Consider the following 16,253-nt stretch of genomic DNA (forward strand, 5'->3'; position numbering starts at 1 on the left):
CGGTGCTACACCCGTAGCGTATCGCCCTGCCAGTCTTGAATCGCTTTTTTGATTTGGCGTGGACTTAGCTTTTCTCCAATTGCCCGGTCCATCAGCGGGATGAGTTCCCTGCCACTGGCAAAGCGAAGGGCGATGATTTGCCCCATGGTCAACTTTTTTTCCTGGTGGGTAAAGGGTTTTCCGGTGAGCTGAAAGTAACGCAGCCGCATTTCCAGGCGAATGATCCGATTTTGGTTTTTCAGGGCATAAATCCGGGAAATAACGGGCAGTAAAAAGAGAATAGCGGCGACCAATACCAGGTAGAGTTCGCGCAGCCAATCTCCTCCGGCAGCGAACACCTCGGCCAGGTTCCAAAACGACCATGAGAGTAAAATCAACGTAAGTGGGGTCACCACGTAGTGATGCAGGGGGTAATACCGGGTATGGTTAGCGTAGTTTTGCATACGTGAAAAATTTAGCAATACAAGAAAATAGCCGTCCTGGCTTCAGATAAAACCAGTCTCGGAACGAAAGTAAGAAATGTCAGGGAAGAATTGACTCCTTTTGGATTAAAATTGATCATTCCATGCGGTGGGCTTCGACAGGCTCAGCCCACGGGGACGCCGATGCCTGGGCTTCGACAGGCTCAGCCCACGGGGACGCCGATGCCTGAGCTTGTCGAAGGCGGAGGCATGAAAGCATGTTGTTACTGGGCTACACCCTGGGCTGAGGTATTCCGCGTCTTCCGCGCTAAGGATTCAACTCTCTTAGATTTCCTTATATGCCTTCTATGGTTCAAAAAAAGTTGGAACCCCGAAGGTTTGTTACGTCCTTTAACCTTTGAGGTCTCCCAGACCTCGAAGGTTTTTTTGTTGGAACCATAGAAGGGCACAAAAGTGCATATAAGTTGTTTTTTGATTGGCGGGTGATTCTTTTTTACCAGAAGCCCGTTCGTCTCGAAAAACCAGGCACCATCACTAGTCGATTCAACCCCTTCCGGGGTTGGGGGTAGTTTATGGTCACCGAGCCGTGGGTTGCACCCACGGTTATTTTTTCGTTCAGGCCCTTCAGGCCTGCTTTTACGGAGCGTATGATCAATAGTCGGAAAAAGCCTATATGAAAAAAAACGTTGTTTCGCCCCATCCGCTGAAGTCAACTCCGTTACCACTTCCCCCCAAAAAAAGCTACAAGTCGACTCCGAAGCCTTCAGCGCAAAGAATTCACCCCGCTTAGATTTCCTTATTTACCTTCTATGGTTCAAAAAAAATGGATGGAATCCTATAAGGGCATAGAAGTTTTTTTGTCCATCGCGCTCAGACCTACTGAGCCCAACGGTCCAAGCAGGTTCCCCTAGAGGTTGTTGTAATACTTGATTTTTTCGTTGAGTTGTTTGAAATCGAGTTTGCCGCCGCTTTCCTTCAACTGGCTCATAATGGCCAATGCCCGGTTGAGCTGGCTGTTTGGGTTTTTTACTGTTCCGGTCAGGTAAATCAGGCTGCGCTGCTTGCCCTTGGTCAGGGCATGAAAAAGCCGGTGAAATTCCTCGTCCTGCTCCAACAATACCTGCAGTGATTCGGGAACCGGATGCCCGTATTCGGATGCATCCGAGACCAACTGCACCCGCACCTGCACGCCGGGGTTTAAGTCCAACGCAGTTCTGGTTTTCTTATTCACCAGTAGGTACCAATACTCCTTGCCTTTCATCAGCGCTGCGGGAAAGTCGACCGCGCCGTTGAGTGTGCACCGCACGCGCTTGTTTCCCGCTTTGGTCAATTCTTTCACCACCTCCTCCGGTACGGGCAGGTGAAATTGCCAGAGATTTGAATCAAATCGGCAAAGCCCGGCGGTAAATTCCCTTGTCATGGCCCCGGGTCGGTTGGGCGGTTGATCCAGTCGGCCAGCTTTTCCGTGACCGGCTCGTGAAAGGTTTCTTCCAGGCTACCGTATTCGGATACAGCCCCGGTAGGCGCTTGTTGAAACAAGTGATTCAAGCCTTCGAAGGTGTGGACTTCCACCCGTTCCAGGCCCATTTCCTTCAGGGCCTGTGCATTTACTGCGGCGTTGACCTGCCGGTCTTTCTCGCCAAAAGCCACCCAGGCGGGCACCTGGATTTGTTTGATGTACTGCTGCGGTTCCATTTTGATGAACGCAAAAAACCAGCCCGAGGTCATGGGCGCATACTGCTCCCAGAGCTTCTCTTTTTCTTTTTCCCGGGCGCTGCTGTCTGCGGTGGGCGAGACAAAATGGGTCTCGAGCAGGGGAAGAAGCGCCTCCCGGGCCGCTTCCGGATCGGGGGCCTCTTTGATGGCTTGGTACAGTTGCCGATTGATTTTCGTTTGCTCTTGTGCCAGTTCCTCCGAGGCTCCGCTGCCCCGTACCAGATCGTAGGTCTGCTGCGCCATGAGTGCATCGATGGAAACGACCGGCGGTGCCAGGGCAGCAACAAATGACAAGTCCGTTCGCTGTTCGGCGGCCATCATCCAGGCAATCAGTCCGCCTTCGCTGTGACCGACCACTCCCAGACGCAGGGTATCGATTTTTTCAAGGCCTTTCAGTCGGGCCAGCCCTGCCCAGGCATCGCTCGCAAAATCCGCCGTTGTTGCCTCCTCAAAGTTGCCCTCCGATTCTCCGACACCCCGATCGTCGTAGCGCAACACGATGATTCCCTGCCGGGTCAGGTAATCGGCCAGCACCCAAAAGGGCTGGTGGGAAAAGATCTCGCTGTTGCGGTTTTGCGGACCCGAGCCGCTTACCAGCACCAGGCCCGGAAACGGGCCGGGACCTGCCGGGATGGTCACGGTACCCTGCAAGAGAATACCGGCTGCCTCGTTTACAAAACTGGTGCGAAGGATTTCATAAGGGAAGGGTCCCTCTGGCGTTTGCGGACGACGAAGGGAGGCCGTTTCTTCTCCTGCGAAGGGCGTTAATGTCAGGGGAAATTCCATGCCGGATTGCCGAAAGGTTCCCTGAATCGACTGTCCCAGCAGCACCCCTTCGTAGCTGCCCCGGATGGCTTCGATTTGCAGATAGAGCAAGTTGCCGTTTGCTTGTACCTCGGACAGGGGGATTCCGCGGGCATTTTGCTGTGGGCTGTCCATGCTTCCTTTCCAGACCGAATCGGCCCATTGGAAGTGGAAGTGCAGCGGGAGCTTTTGCAGGCCTACATCCAGCTGTCCCTTCCAGGAGCCGCTGATATCGGGGCTTTGGGCAAACGCAACCATGCAGCTACCGGCCAGCAAGAGGCAGGATAGCAGGCAACTGGCAAAAAACGCCGCTTGCGGTCGTGAAAACGAGCAAAGCTGCGCAAAGGCAGGATTATTCCGTGGCCGCTGGGATTTCATTTCTTGGAATCAGGTTGAGCATGGCTTGTCCGTTGTCCCGGTAGATGGCTTCGTTGATGGAATAAAAATACGCTCCTTTTTTGGAGGAAGACTTATCCTTCTCCTCCTTTTTCGTGAGGATTTTGCTGGACAGCAGTTTTCGGGTAAAATTGCGTTTGTCGATTTTGGTATCGAAGAGCCCTTCGTACAGCGCCTGCAGCTGGGGAAGGGTGAATTTTTCGGGCAACAGTTCGAAAAGGATGGGGTGTAGCGCCGCTTTGTAGCGCAGGCGGTTCAGGGCCATTTGGACCATTTCTTCGTGGTCAAAGATCAATTGGGGTAATTCTTTCATCAAAAACCAACGGGCGTGGAAATCGTCGTTGATTTGTCGTTCGTATTTTTCGATGTCGATCAGGGCCATGTACACCACACCAACCACCCGCTCTACCGGGTCGCGGTTGGGGGAGCTAAAGGTGTGCATTTGTTCCAGGTACACGTTTTCCAGACCGGTCAGTTGTTTCAGGATGCGGACAGCCGCTTCGTCCAGGGATTCCCGGGGCTGCAGGAATCCCCCCATCAGGCTCCATTTTTCCTTTTCCGGGGCAAATCCCCGCTGCACCATGAGTAATTTGTAGTCTTTGCCATCAAACCCCAAAATTATGCAATCCACAGCCACCAATATCCGGGTCTGATTGGAGTATTTTATCATTTTTTTATGGATTAGTTCGCCCGCAAATTCCTTTTTTCGGATAGAATCAGGGTGCAGCAGTTGGTTTCAAGCGTTTCACATTACTACTCAAAACTCCTGCATTGATACTATCCCCGGGTAAGTTTAACCATTTTTTTTTCGATTGTCAATCTCCGGTAGCCAAAAGCCAGGAAATTACCAGGCGGGAATGAATGATTACCTGTGGGCGGGAGCGACACCCCCTGTCAACCAAGTATTGGCGTATCGGTACAGGGAGTATCTTTTGCAAGGAGCCTGTGTACGTATTTTTTTAAATCCGCTATCGCACTGAATAAAGGCCTGGAACGGTTTGGACACGGCCCTGCTAATTCGGCGCGCCATCGATAGGGTCATTTCGACTGCCGAACAAGGGATGGTATTCTTACAGGAATACCTCTTGCGTCGCCCGTACACGGTAGGTTCAACCCCTTTCGGGGTTGGGAGGTACTTGCTTGCATTATCCTTGGGTTGCATCCACGGTTAGGATTGTTCAGGACCTTCAGGCCTGGACCGAAGGAGCGGGTTACTACCGGAGAAGGCTTTCCGCCCATGCGGGGGATGGTTTGACGCAGGTGTGATTTCCCGGATTTTGCTCCTATTACCGTTTGTTCTTGAATTTACCTGACAAATATACAACTAACCAACTAAACGATTAAACAATTACCCTTAACCACCACAACCCTACCAAATTAACGACCAACTGCCGAAGATAGCCTCCCTACCAATAAACCACCTACCGAATCCTATTAACCCTTAACCACCCCGACTGAACCTAATTCCACCGCTCCTGCCTGTTTGCCCATAACTACAACTCAACCCGTACCGAACCATTTAACCCTTAACCACCGCCACTGAATCCGAAACCTGCCCCAAATGCAAAAAAGCCAGACCCTAAAGCCCAGCTCGTATCGAACCCTATTAACCACCACGGTTGACTCCCATACCGCCTCTCCTGCCCATTTACCCATAACTACACCTCAACCCGTACCGAACCACTTTAACCCTTAACAACCACGACTTAATCCAATACCCGCTACAAATGCAGAAAGGCCAGGTCTTAATCAGTCATTGGCTTTAGGAAAAGGGCACGGCAGGACAATCGTCGTTTTCTCTATTTGCCGCCAATTGGTCTTGTACTTTTTGGCCCTGATTCACTGCGCTGCTCAGGACAGGCTTGACCCAAAAAGTACCAAAAAGGTCAAGGCACAAAAATCCTCCTCCCCGCAATCCTCCCGCGCACCTCCTGACTCCCGTCAGGACAGGCTCGGTTTTGTGCCGCCCCGCCCGCTTCTTTCAATCGTAGACGTTCGATCAAAATTAGCGGATGCTTCGAAAATTGGTTCCTATAAAAAAGCCAGGCCCAAAAGCCTAGCCGAGCCGGATAACCCTTAACCAACACGGCTGAACCCAAACCACCGCTCCTGCCTGGTTGCCCGAAACTACACCTCAGCCCATTCCGAGCCAAGTTAACCATTAACCACCACGGTTAAACTCGACACTAAAGAAACAGCTGCAATTCCCATCCCTGCATCTCAGCCGGTCCCGTGCCAGTTTAACCCTTAACCACCCCGACTGAATCCCAAACCACCGCTCCTGCCTGGTGGCTTATAACTACAACTCAACCCGTTCCGAACCACTTTAACCCTTAACCACCGCCACTGAATCCAAAACCTGCCCCAAATGCAAAAAAGCCAGGTCTTAATCAGTCACCTGGCTTTAGGAAAAGGGCATGCCAAGACACAGGTTGTACTCCTTGTTTTAACGCTAATTCCTTCTGTACTTTATTCACTACGCTGCTCAGGACAGGCTTGATCCAAAAGTACCAAAAGATCAAGACAAAAAAATCCTTCCCCCCGCATACCTCCCGCGCCTCCTGACTCCCGTCAGGACAGGCCACTGACTCTCGTCAGGACAGGCCACTGACTCTCGTCAGGACAGGCTCCGTTTTTTGTCGGCCCACCCGCTCTGCTTTTTTAATACCATTCGTTCAAAACTAGTGGATAATTCGAAAATAAGTTCCTGCAAAAAAAAACCATACCCTCAAACAGGAAAATGGCCAGACCCCAAAGTCCAGCACATACCGAACCCCATTAACCACCCCGACTGAACCGAATTCCACCGCTCCCGCCTGTTTGCCCATAACTACAACTCAACCCGTACCGAACCATTTAACCCTTAACCACCGCCCATGAATCCAAAACCCGCTACAAATGCAGAACGGCCAACCCCCATCGCCCAGCTCGTATCGAACCCTATTTACCACGATGTCTAAACCCAATCCAGCGGCACTGCTACCAAAAAAATCCGTGCGAATCCGTGGCCATCTGTGGTGAATAACTAACCGATTCCCTTTTACCCACTACCTGAATCCGAATCATGTCCCAGATGCAAAAAGGCCAGCCCCCAAAGCCCAGCCCAGATCGAACATAACCACCGTCGCTGATGTCAATTGTTCCAATTTTCAACAACAAGGCCTTCAATTTTTCCAAAATGCCGAACGTTATTTGTAACCAAACACAAGTTGTTTGAGATAGCGATACCGGCAATCAAAATATCTATATCATCAATGGTTTCTCCTTTGGCTCTCTGCTTGGAATAGATCGCAGCAGATCTACGAATTGAGTCCTTGGTTAGGTAAAGTAGGGTAGTAGTGGAACAAAAGTGTTCAAAAATCAAAAGTTGTTTTTTAGCATCCTTGAATGTCAACCCGCTGACAATTTCGTAATAGGTGATAATGCTTATATGGATGTTTTCAAATTGCCTTAGGTACTGCTGGAACATCAAATTGACGTTGTCGTTTCCTTTCAAAAAATACGAAACGATATTCGGTATCAATCAAAGCTGGTTTCATCGAAAAATCTCAACCTCTTTGTCTTTCTTCGTTCTTCCAGGTTATTTGTAAACGCACGAAACGTTTCATCATCCAGGTCATCCCAGGATCCGGCAAAAGATAGAAAATCCCCTTTTTTATCCTTCGGTTCCAACGATTCAATAAATTCCTCGATATCCCGAAGCTTATCCTCCGAAAGGTTATCGATCCTTTCTTTTAATCGTTGCTTTACTTGCTTTGTATTGATCATCATTCCCTCCTGTTACAGGTATACGTCAATATACGTGTCAAAATTCAGTATTCCAATCGCCGGGTTTTTAAAACGTAGAATTTTACCGGGGTATCTAAAACCAAACCCCGACAGGGGTGAAAAGATGCTAGCCCCTGCATTGGCTAACGAACTGGCTGCTACTGGTACAAACTTTCCGCCAATGCCGAGGCAGGTTTGGACCAGCACCCAAGCCCCTCCTTGACCACCCCCCTGACCCCCTCCTTAAACAAGGCGGGGGAGGAGAGCTACGAATACGATGCTACCCCTTAACCACAAGGAATGAATCCACTACCTGATAACCTGCCAAAAAACCGATCACTATATCCCAGCCGGGTAAAATACCTCCTTAACCCTTAACCACCGCCCATGAATCCAAAACCCGCTACAAATGCAGAACGGCCAACCCCCATCACCCAGCTCGTATCGAACCCTATTAACCACGATGTCTGAACCCAATCCAGCGGCTCTGCTGCCAAAAAAATCCGTGCGAATCCGTGGCCATCTGTGGTGAATCAGGTTCAGGTAAACACCTCGGTTGCTGCATTGGCTAAAGAGCCGATTACTACTGGCACAAACTTGCCGCCAATGCACGGGTAGGGTCGGTTCCTGGTTGACGCAAATGGCAGGTCAAAGGTTGATGGTATTGGTAAACGCCAATTCCTTCCGTACTTTATTCACTACGCTGCTCAGGACAGGCTTGATCCAAAAGTACCAAAAGATCAAGGCACAAAAATCCTTCCCCCCGCATACCTCCCGCACACCTCCTGACTCCCGTCAGGACAGGCCACTGACTCCCGTCAGGACAGGCTCCGTTTTGTGCCGGCCCACCCGCTTCTTTCAATCGTAGACGTCCAATCAAAATTAGCGGATGCTTCGAAAATTGGTTCCTATAAAAAAGCCAGACCCAAAAGCCTAGCCGAGCCGGATAACCCTTAACCAACACGGCTGAACCCAAACCACCGCTCCTGCCTGGTTGCCCAAAACTACAACTCAACCCGTACCGAACCACTTTAACCCTTAACAACCACGTTTGGACAAAAAACAAGGTCTTAAAACAAAAGGCCGGACACGAAAGCCCGGCCATTCAAACGCCATTTAACCCTTGACCAACTTTCCTGCCAAAAAAATCTGTGCGAATCTGTGGCCATCTGTGGTGAATAACTAACCGATTCCCATTTTACCCACTACCTGAATCCGAATCATGTCCCAAATGCAAAAAAGCCAGCCCCAAAAGCCCAGCCCGGATCGAACCATTTTAACCCTGCCAAAAAGCCGATCACCCCACCTTAGCCGGTCCACACCCCGGTAACCCGCCTCCCGACAACCCGAATTTTTTAGCTCAAAAAAAAAATCCAAAAGCGAAAAATTTTCCCCCGGATTTTTTTTTCTTGCACATAAAATCCATATAATTCGGAAGAATATAAAACAAAATATCCTTATAAATACCGTATCACCCCTGTGAAAATAAGTTTATTTACCAAACAAAGAATATAATTTTCTCTACAGTAGTAATAGACTAGAAAAACAAAGCGATGTTTTGTTTTCTGTCCAATATATCAACCGCTTATCTATAAATACGACTGCCTATGAAAAACTGATTTCCGAAAATTTAGTGCAACACTTCCGGAAAGCTGCTTTCTGGATATCTCAAATTAACAACAATCCATTATGAAAAAAAATCTACACAATTGCTGCCCAATGAAACCGATCTCATTGTTCGTGGCAATCCTGTTTTTGCTGACTTCCGGTAGCCTGATGGCACAGGGACAGCGACTGGACGGGGACCTAAAAAATCTTACGGTTCCCGACCGGGCTTCTATCGAAAAAATCGAAAAGACCGACCCGGCCTCGGAATTTGACGTGACCGTTTCCGGTACCGTCACCGATGCGAATGGCGAACCCATTCCCGGTGCTACCGTATCCGTGCCCGGAACCTCCATCGGTACCGCTACAGACCTGGATGGTAAGTACACCATCACCGTTCCCGACGGTGCTTCCCTGGTATTCTCCTTTATTGGCTTCGAAAGCCAGACCGTAGAAGTAGGAAACCGGCAGACCATCAACATCTCCCTGGTGGAAAGCACCGCTAACCTGGACGAAGTCGTGGTGGTGGGATACGGTACCCAGCAGAAGGTGAACCTGACCGGTGCCGTGGGTGTGGCCACCAGCGAACGCCTGGAAGGTCGACCCATCGCCAACGTGGCGGAAGGGCTTCAAGGGGTAATCCCCAACCTGAACATCGCCCCCCGAAATGGCGACCCCTCCCAAAGCCCCTCGTTCAATATCCGTGGATTCCAGTCCATCAACGGCGGTTCCCCGCTGGTGCTCGTGGATAACGTTCCGATGGACCTGAACCGGGTGAATCCCAACGACATCGAAAGCGTCTCGGTACTGAAAGATGCCGCAGCAGCGGCGGTATACGGTGCGCGGGCAGCTTTCGGGGTGATCCTGGTGACCACCAAAAGCGGAAAAGCGGGCAAGGTGAACGTGTCGATCAACAGCCAGTTTTCCCTGGCCAAACCCATCTTCAACATGGACCCGGTGACGGACCCACACGATTTTGTCAACGCCCGGAACATCGCCAATATCCGAACCAATGGCGTTCCGAGTTTTGATGACGACATGGTGGAAGGTACCCGACGCTGGTCGGAGAACCCCATCCCGGAAAACGAATGGGGGGTGGTAGACGGCAACCTGCGTTTCTATGGGTTCAACAACTACCAGAACGACATCATGACCACCTTTGCGCCCACGCAACAGCACGACGTGACGATTTCCGGCGGTTCGGAGACGTCCAATTACTTCGTTTCTTTTGGTCACCTGAACAAGGACGGGTACCTGGACTCCGACCGAAACGAAAACTTCAAGCGGTACAACGTGCTGATGAAAGGGGAGTTTAAGGTAAACGACTGGCTGACCCTGGACGAGAAAATCGTGGTGAACACGCAGAAAAGTGACAAGCCGTATTTCTACAACTGGGACGTCAACATCAACTCCCTGGCGCGGGTGAATCCGATCATGCCCATACAGTTTCCGGACCTGCCGTTTTACCTGCAACAAGGAGACCGGGAACAATACGAGCAATACATCGGCATGTACTTTGGCGGCACCAATTTCTTTCCCTACCTGGAAGACGGCGGTCGCTCCACCTGGACACGCAACGATATCTGGCTGACGCAGGGAGCCACCCTGACGCCTGTCAAAGGCCTGACCATCAAGGGGAACTTCTCCTACAATTACAACTACCGAAACTCGCAGGACGTAGCCAGTAAGATTGAGATTGTTTCGAACAACCTGCTGGAAGCCAATCCCATCAGCAATGGGTTTAGTGGGAACGACTTCATCAACGAGGTCAATGACATCAATCAGTACTACGTATTCAACGCCTACGCGGATTACGAATTTTCTCTTCCCGAAAAGCACAGCCTGACCGCCATGGTGGGCTTCAACCAGGAATGGGGTCAAAACAAGCGGGTGCGTGCACAGGCCAATACGCTGATCACGCCCTTGATTACCGACCTGAACGCCACCATCGGCATGCAGCAAACCTTTGGTAGCTCGAACCACAATTCCCTTCGGGGCGGGTTTTTCCGTGTCAACTACATCTTTGACGAGCGCTACCTGATTGAGTCCAACGGACGCTACGACGGTACGAGCCGTTTTCCCACGGACGATCGCTTCGGTTTCTTCCCCTCCTTGTCGGTGGGCTGGAGAATCTCGAACGAAAACTTCATGGCCAACACTTCCAGCTGGCTGGACGAGTTGAAGATCCGGGCCTCCTACGGTACGCTGGGTAACCAATTGTTGGGGAATAATTTTTACCCCTACATCCCCACCATGGGTATCGGTCAATCCGGCTTTATGATGACCGCCGGGCAGCGTACGCCGTTTGTTTCCCCTGCCGGTTTGGTAAGCCCAACCTTGACCTGGGAAACGGTGATTTCCCAAAACCTGGGTGTTGACTTTACCATGTTTGGTGGCAAAATTGACGCCTCTTTTGACGTATTTACCCGGGATACCAAGGACATGCTGATGCGCCAGGAGTATCCGGCCATTTTGGGAACTGCCGCGCCGGCTTCCAATGCTGCCGATTCCCGCACCACCGGTTGGGAACTGGCACTGACCTGGAAGGACCGTCCGCGAAACGATCTGAGCTACGACGTGACGCTGGCCCTTTCCGATTGGACGGCCAAGATCACCAAGTTTGACAACCCGAACGGTGCGATTCCTTCGGGAACCTCTTCTACGAATCAGTACTACGAAGGTCAGGCACTGAATGAAATCTGGGGTTACCGTACCGTTGGCATCTTCCAGACACAGGAAGAAGTGGACAATGCGGCCGATCAGTCTGCCCTGGGCGCCAACTGGCGGCCCGGCGATATCCAGTACGAAGATTTGAATGGAGATGGGGTGATTAATCCGGGTAACAATACCCTGGCAAATACCGGCGACCGAACCATCATCGGTAACAGCACGCCCCGCCTGAGCTTCGGTATCAACAACAATGTACAGTGGAGAAACTTCACCCTGAACCTGTTCTTCCAGGGCATCTGGCGAAGGGATCACTGGCCGACTTCCGGCAACTGGACCTGGTTCTTCCCCTTCAATGCGGGTCACGTAGAGAAGTACTTCATTACCGACTCCTGGTCGGAGGACAACCGGGATGCGTATTTTGCCCATCCCCATATCTCTACCAACGACAAGAAGAACATTCAGCCACAATCACGCTTCTTGCAAAATGCCGGCTACATCCGTTTGAAAAACCTGCAGTTGGGTTACAACATACCGGTCTTCCTGACCGACAAGTTGGGATTGCAAACTGCCAACGTGTATTTCGCGGGGATGAACCTGTGGGAGTACTCGCCTATTCGAGACCCATTGGATCCTGAAACGATCTACTCCGGTGCGATCGAATACCCCATGCAGAGAATTTATACATTGGGTGTACGGCTGTCATTTTAAACTCAAAAGCACTGAAGATTATGAAAAATTATAAATTGATCGCCGGCTCCCTGCTACTGGCTACGGTTCTGCTGGGCGCCTGCAACGACGAATTTCTGGAGCGATTTCCTCTGGATGAAGTTTCGAACGAAACGTATTGGAATACCGAAAACGATCTGGCCACGTACAACAATACCTTTTACCACATGGCCTTGAACGACGAGAATATTCCGATAATGCATGGGCATAACAATGGGTTTGCGAGCCACCGGCATAGCTATTGGTTCCTGGATGGATTGGCCGATAACCTGGCTCCCAACCATCCCCGGCATACCTTCTACCAGCGCATCCGATCCGGCAGGGAAATCACCCCTACCGGCCCCCAATGGTTTGGCTGGAGAGGTTGGGATTTTGTGCGGGCCATCAATATCGGCCTGGAGAATTACCCCAACGCCGATATCTCCGATGCCGCCCGCAACAAGTACGTGGGTGAAGCCCGGCTGATGCGGGGATGGTTTTATGCCCAAAAGGTGATGATGTTTGGCGATGTACCCTGGGTAGATAAAGAACTGAACATCGACTCCGAAGAACTGTTTGCGGCCCGAACTCCCCGGGAAGAGGTGATGGCCAACGTATTGGAGGACCTGACCTTTGCTACCCAGCACATTCCCAACGACTGGGGAGATGGCAATGCTCCCGGCCGGGTCAACCGCTGGGCGGCCCTTGCCATCAAGGCCCGGGTTTGTCTGAACGAGGGCACCTGGAGAAAATACCACGGAGGTTCCAATGCCGAGATGTGGCTGCGTGAAGCAGCCGAAGCGGCGCAGGAAGTGATGGAAAACGGTCCCTATTCCCTGTATTCCACCGGTGATCCGGAAAACGATTTCAATGCCTACCAACGCATTCTCGACCTGAGTGGGAATCCGGAGGTGATGATCTGGAGAAGGTACCAGCTGGGTATTTACACCAACCACGTGCAAAGTTACTATTCCTACACCGGAGGTGCCACCCGTAGTTTTGTGGAAGACATTCTCTGCGAGGACGGTCTGCCCATTACCCTTTCTCCCCTGTACCAGGGTGATGAGACCATCGAAGACGTGTTTGTAAACCGGGATCCCCGCCTGCGGCAGACGGTCCTGCATCCGGATGATACCGAGAAATACAAGTACCACGTAGCCGATGGCAGGGACTATCCACGTATTCAGGGACAGCCGGGCGGAAGAACCTCTGCCACCGGCTATCACGTGATCAAGCACTACAATGCAGACGACATGATCGGAAAAGCCTTCAATACGGCTGAGTCTCCGGCCATTATCCTGCGCTTTGGTGAAGTGCTCTTGATCTATGCCGAGGCAAAAGCCGAATTGGGTGAAGCCACCCAGGCAGACCTGGATAGGAGCATCAACCTCCTACGCGACCGCGTGGGCATGCCGCACCTGGACGTCAACCCGCCCATGGATCCCCGTTACGCCAACGACGGTATCTCCCCCTTGTTGGTGGAAATCCGCCGCGAGCGACGCGTGGAGTTGTTCCAGGAAGGCTTCCGCTACGACGACATCCGTCGCTGGAAGCAAGGCAAGAAGCTGGAGAAGCCCGATATGGGCATTCGTTGGACACCTGAGGCCGAAGCACGCTATGCCGGTGCCATCATTCAGACCAGCGTGGATCCGGACAATGGCCATACCTACATCGATGTATATAAAAATACCGACTGGGCGGATCCGGTTTTTGACGAGTCCAAAAACTACTTTTGGCCCATTCCTTTGAATGTCATCTCTCAAAACCCGAACATTACCCAAAACCCGGGGTATGACGGCTAATTCGTTTGAAATAAATAAGCAATGAATTGGAATAATCAAAAAAACCTGCCGATCCTTTGGCAGGTTTTTTTGATTTTTTGACCGGCGGAAAGCAAAAAACCTGCCCTTTTCCCTATCTTGAGTAAAGAATTCCGGTGCTGGATCAAGCGGGGAAATGGCCCCTCTTGCCCGACCGTACACCCGGGACCAGGCAGAAATGGTCCATTTTCGTCGGAAACCAAGAAATAGACCGTCCGTTTCCGGAACCGGATAGTACCAAACAAAAAAACGCATACATACACTTATGAAAAACCCAAAATTTCTTTTAACACTAGGCCTCTGTGCCGGACTGCTGACAGGATCCCTGCAGCAGGTCCGGGCAGAAACTGCCCCTGTCAACCAGCCCCAACAGGATCCTCCCAAACTGAAAAATCCGATCACGGTCAGCTACCTCAAACGCAACCTGCGGAAATCCAGCCCCAAACTGGCCCTGACGCCTGCCTGGGAGCGAAACCTGAAACAAAAAATCCGCACCGACGCAATGGTGGCCAATTACTACGCGGCCGTCAAAGCCAATGCAGACGCCCTGCTCGACGAACCGGCACTGCGCCGGGAAATGGTTGGACGCCGGCTGCTCGGTACCTCCCGGGACATGCTGCACCGCATGAACGTCCTGGGCATTGCCTACCGCATCGAGGGTGAGCAGCACTACCTGGATAAAATCAACGAGGAATTGCTGGCGGTGTCCAACTTTTCCGATTGGAATCCCTCCCATTTTCTGGACGTGGCCGAAATGGCCACCGCCGTGGCCCTGGCCGTCGACTGGGTAGGGAAGGACCTGCCAAAAGCCACCGTCAGCCAGGCAAAGCAAGCCCTGATCGAAAAGGGCATTCAGCCCAGTTGGGAAGGAAACCACGGGTGGATCAACGGAACGAATAACTGGAACCAGGTCTGCAACGGGGGCATGATCGCTGCCTCCATTGTGATCGCCGATCAGGATCCCGAACTGGCAGCGAAGACCATTTCCCGCTCCCTGGATGGCATGCCCCATGCCCTGGCCGAATACGGTCCGGATGGGGTGTATCCCGAAGGATCCACCTACTGGGGCTACGGTACCGCCTTTTCCGTGCTGACCGCCTCCATGTTGCAATCGGCCTTTGGTACCGACTTTGGCCTGGCGGAGTACCCGGCCTTTAAAGCCAGCGCCGACTTTCGCAAGCTAAGCATTGCCCCCTCCGGTTGGTACTATAACTACGCCGATTGCGGCGACCGACATAGTCAGGCCGGAGACATCATCCTGGCCTGGTTTGGTACCGAAACGGGCAATCCCCTGTACCTGGAAAAAGAGAAATTCCTGCAGCCGGTCGCCGATATGGGCAAATTGCACCGCATTGCCGGTGCCGGCCTGGTTTGGTTGGCCCAGTTTGAAGCCAGCGAATCAGCGGGCTTACCCACGGCCTGGAAGGGAGACGGAGCAAATCCCCTGGCCATCTTCCGGGACGATTCGGAGGCTCCGGATGCCTACTACTTTGGCGGCAAGGGGGGCAAAGCCACCATCAGCCACGGCAACATGGACGCCGGCTCTTTTATCTGGGAAATCGACGGGGTGCGCTGGGTAGTCGACCCAGGAAATCAGCCCTACAACGAACTGGAAATTACAGGCTTTGATCTCTGGGGCAGGTGCCAGGACTGCGAACGCTGGACCCTGCTTACCAAAAACAACTACGGGCACAGCACCCTGACGGTGAACGGGGAACTGCACGTCAACGAGGGATTTGCCAGCCTGGAACAGTTTAGCGAGGGTCCCCAGCCCGAGGCAGTGTTTGACCTGACGCCGGTATTTGGCGACAACCTGGAGCTGGCGCATCGCACGTTTTCCCGGCCGGACGAAAACTCCCTGATGATCCAGGACCGGCTGGTAACCAACGAAAATACCAAGATGATTACCTGGCAATTGATGACACAGGCGGAGGTGGAACTTGTACCCGGTGGTGCCATTTTGCGGCAGGAGGGGAAGCAGGTGCGGTTGGAAAACCTTTCCCACCCGGAGCTAAAAGTATCGCTGGTATCCCTGGACCCCGCCCCCCTGGCCCTGGACCGGCAGATTGCCGGATTAAAGCGCCTCGAAATCCGCATTCCCGCCTGGGTCTTGGACAAAGAGACCCGGCTACAGGTAAAGTTGCAAGCCTTTTAATCGTTCGCTATAACCTTTGGGGTCTCCCAGACCCCAAAGGTTTTCACCTCCATTAACCTTTGCCGTCTCCCAGACCTCGAAGGTTTGTTACGTCCATTAACCTTTGAGGTCTTCGAGACCTCGAAGGTTTTTTTTTCGTGCACGCTTAGGATTTAGACCTTCGAGGTTTTAGAAACCTCAAAGGTCAGCCAT

At 52.0% G+C, this 16,253-nt stretch carries 9 protein-coding genes; 3 read left to right on the top strand and 6 right to left on the bottom strand.

The window, feature by feature from the left end; all coding sequences use genetic code 11:
• Positions 1-5: 5 nt before the first annotated feature.
• The 6 genes from BMW71_RS15175 to BMW71_RS15215 form a co-directional block, all read right to left on the bottom strand.
• The gene (locus tag BMW71_RS15175; RefSeq protein WP_092175721.1) at positions 6-443 is read right to left on the bottom strand and encodes a DUF6526 family protein; all 438 of its coding nucleotides are present in this window, start codon (positions 441-443) and stop codon (positions 6-8) included.
• Positions 444-1,329: 886 nt separating this feature from the next.
• On the bottom strand, positions 1,330-1,842 hold the full coding sequence (locus tag BMW71_RS15190) for a YdeI/OmpD-associated family protein (protein ID WP_092175729.1): 513 nt from the start codon (positions 1,840-1,842) through the stop codon (positions 1,330-1,332).
• Positions 1,839-3,320 carry an alpha/beta hydrolase family protein gene (locus tag BMW71_RS15195; protein ID WP_092175731.1) on the bottom strand — a complete coding sequence of 494 codons (1,482 nt, stop codon included), beginning with the start codon at positions 3,318-3,320 and terminating at the stop codon, positions 1,839-1,841. Before BMW71_RS15195 ends, BMW71_RS15190 begins: the two co-directional genes overlap by 4 nt.
• On the bottom strand, positions 3,295-4,008 hold the full coding sequence (locus BMW71_RS15200) for an NUDIX hydrolase (protein ID WP_092175734.1): 714 nt from the start codon (positions 4,006-4,008) through the stop codon (positions 3,295-3,297). Before BMW71_RS15200 ends, BMW71_RS15195 begins: the two co-directional genes overlap by 26 nt.
• 2,463 nt (positions 4,009-6,471) lie before the next feature.
• A complete protein-coding gene (locus tag BMW71_RS15210) occupies positions 6,472-6,834 on the bottom strand; it encodes a type II toxin-antitoxin system VapC family toxin (RefSeq protein ID WP_218145590.1) in 363 nt (120 codons plus the stop codon).
• Between the two features lie 23 nt (positions 6,835-6,857).
• Positions 6,858-7,109 carry a hypothetical protein gene (locus tag BMW71_RS15215; RefSeq protein WP_092175739.1) on the bottom strand — a complete coding sequence of 84 codons (252 nt, stop codon included), beginning with the start codon at positions 7,107-7,109 and terminating at the stop codon, positions 6,858-6,860.
• 1,716 nt (positions 7,110-8,825) lie between these two features.
• Between BMW71_RS15215 and BMW71_RS15225 the strand changes: the two genes are divergently transcribed.
• The 3 genes from BMW71_RS15225 to BMW71_RS15240 all read left to right on the top strand — a co-directional run bounded on the left by BMW71_RS15225 (position 8,826) and on the right by BMW71_RS15240 (position 16,061).
• Positions 8,826-12,089 (top strand): SusC/RagA family TonB-linked outer membrane protein, encoded by a 3,264-nt coding sequence (locus BMW71_RS15225; protein WP_244891186.1) that lies wholly within the window; start codon positions 8,826-8,828, stop codon positions 12,087-12,089.
• Positions 12,090-12,109: 20 nt separating this feature from the next.
• Positions 12,110-13,888, top strand: a complete 1,779-nt coding sequence (locus BMW71_RS15230) for a RagB/SusD family nutrient uptake outer membrane protein (RefSeq protein ID WP_092175747.1) — start codon at positions 12,110-12,112, stop codon at positions 13,886-13,888.
• A 283-nt stretch (positions 13,889-14,171) separates the two neighbouring features.
• Positions 14,172-16,061 (top strand): heparinase II/III domain-containing protein, encoded by a 1,890-nt coding sequence (locus BMW71_RS15240; RefSeq protein ID WP_092175752.1) that lies wholly within the window; start codon positions 14,172-14,174, stop codon positions 16,059-16,061.
• The last annotated feature ends 192 nt before the right edge of the window (positions 16,062-16,253 follow it).

It is taken from the genome of Cyclobacterium xiamenense, assembly GCF_900109255.1.
GTDB lineage: Bacteria > Bacteroidota > Bacteroidia > Cytophagales > Cyclobacteriaceae > Cyclobacterium > Cyclobacterium xiamenense.

Excerpts from the sequence above, each read along its gene's own strand:
- BMW71_RS15215 (WP_092175739.1), bottom strand. The coding sequence starts at position 7,109 with ATGATGATCAATACAAAGCAAGTAAAGCAACGATTAAAAGAAAGGATC.
- BMW71_RS15200 (WP_092175734.1), bottom strand. The coding sequence starts at position 4,008 with ATGATAAAATACTCCAATCAGACCCGGATATTGGTGGCTGTGGATTGC.
- BMW71_RS15225 (WP_244891186.1), top strand. The coding sequence starts at position 8,826 with ATGAAACCGATCTCATTGTTCGTGGCAATCCTGTTTTTGCTGACTTCC.
- BMW71_RS15175 (WP_092175721.1), bottom strand. The coding sequence starts at position 443 with ATGCAAAACTACGCTAACCATACCCGGTATTACCCCCTGCATCACTAC.
- BMW71_RS15190 (WP_092175729.1), bottom strand. The coding sequence starts at position 1,842 with ATGACAAGGGAATTTACCGCCGGGCTTTGCCGATTTGATTCAAATCTC.
- BMW71_RS15195 (WP_092175731.1), bottom strand. The coding sequence starts at position 3,320 with ATGAAATCCCAGCGGCCACGGAATAATCCTGCCTTTGCGCAGCTTTGC.
- BMW71_RS15230 (WP_092175747.1), top strand. The coding sequence starts at position 12,110 with ATGAAAAATTATAAATTGATCGCCGGCTCCCTGCTACTGGCTACGGTT.
- BMW71_RS15240 (WP_092175752.1), top strand. The coding sequence starts at position 14,172 with ATGAAAAACCCAAAATTTCTTTTAACACTAGGCCTCTGTGCCGGACTG.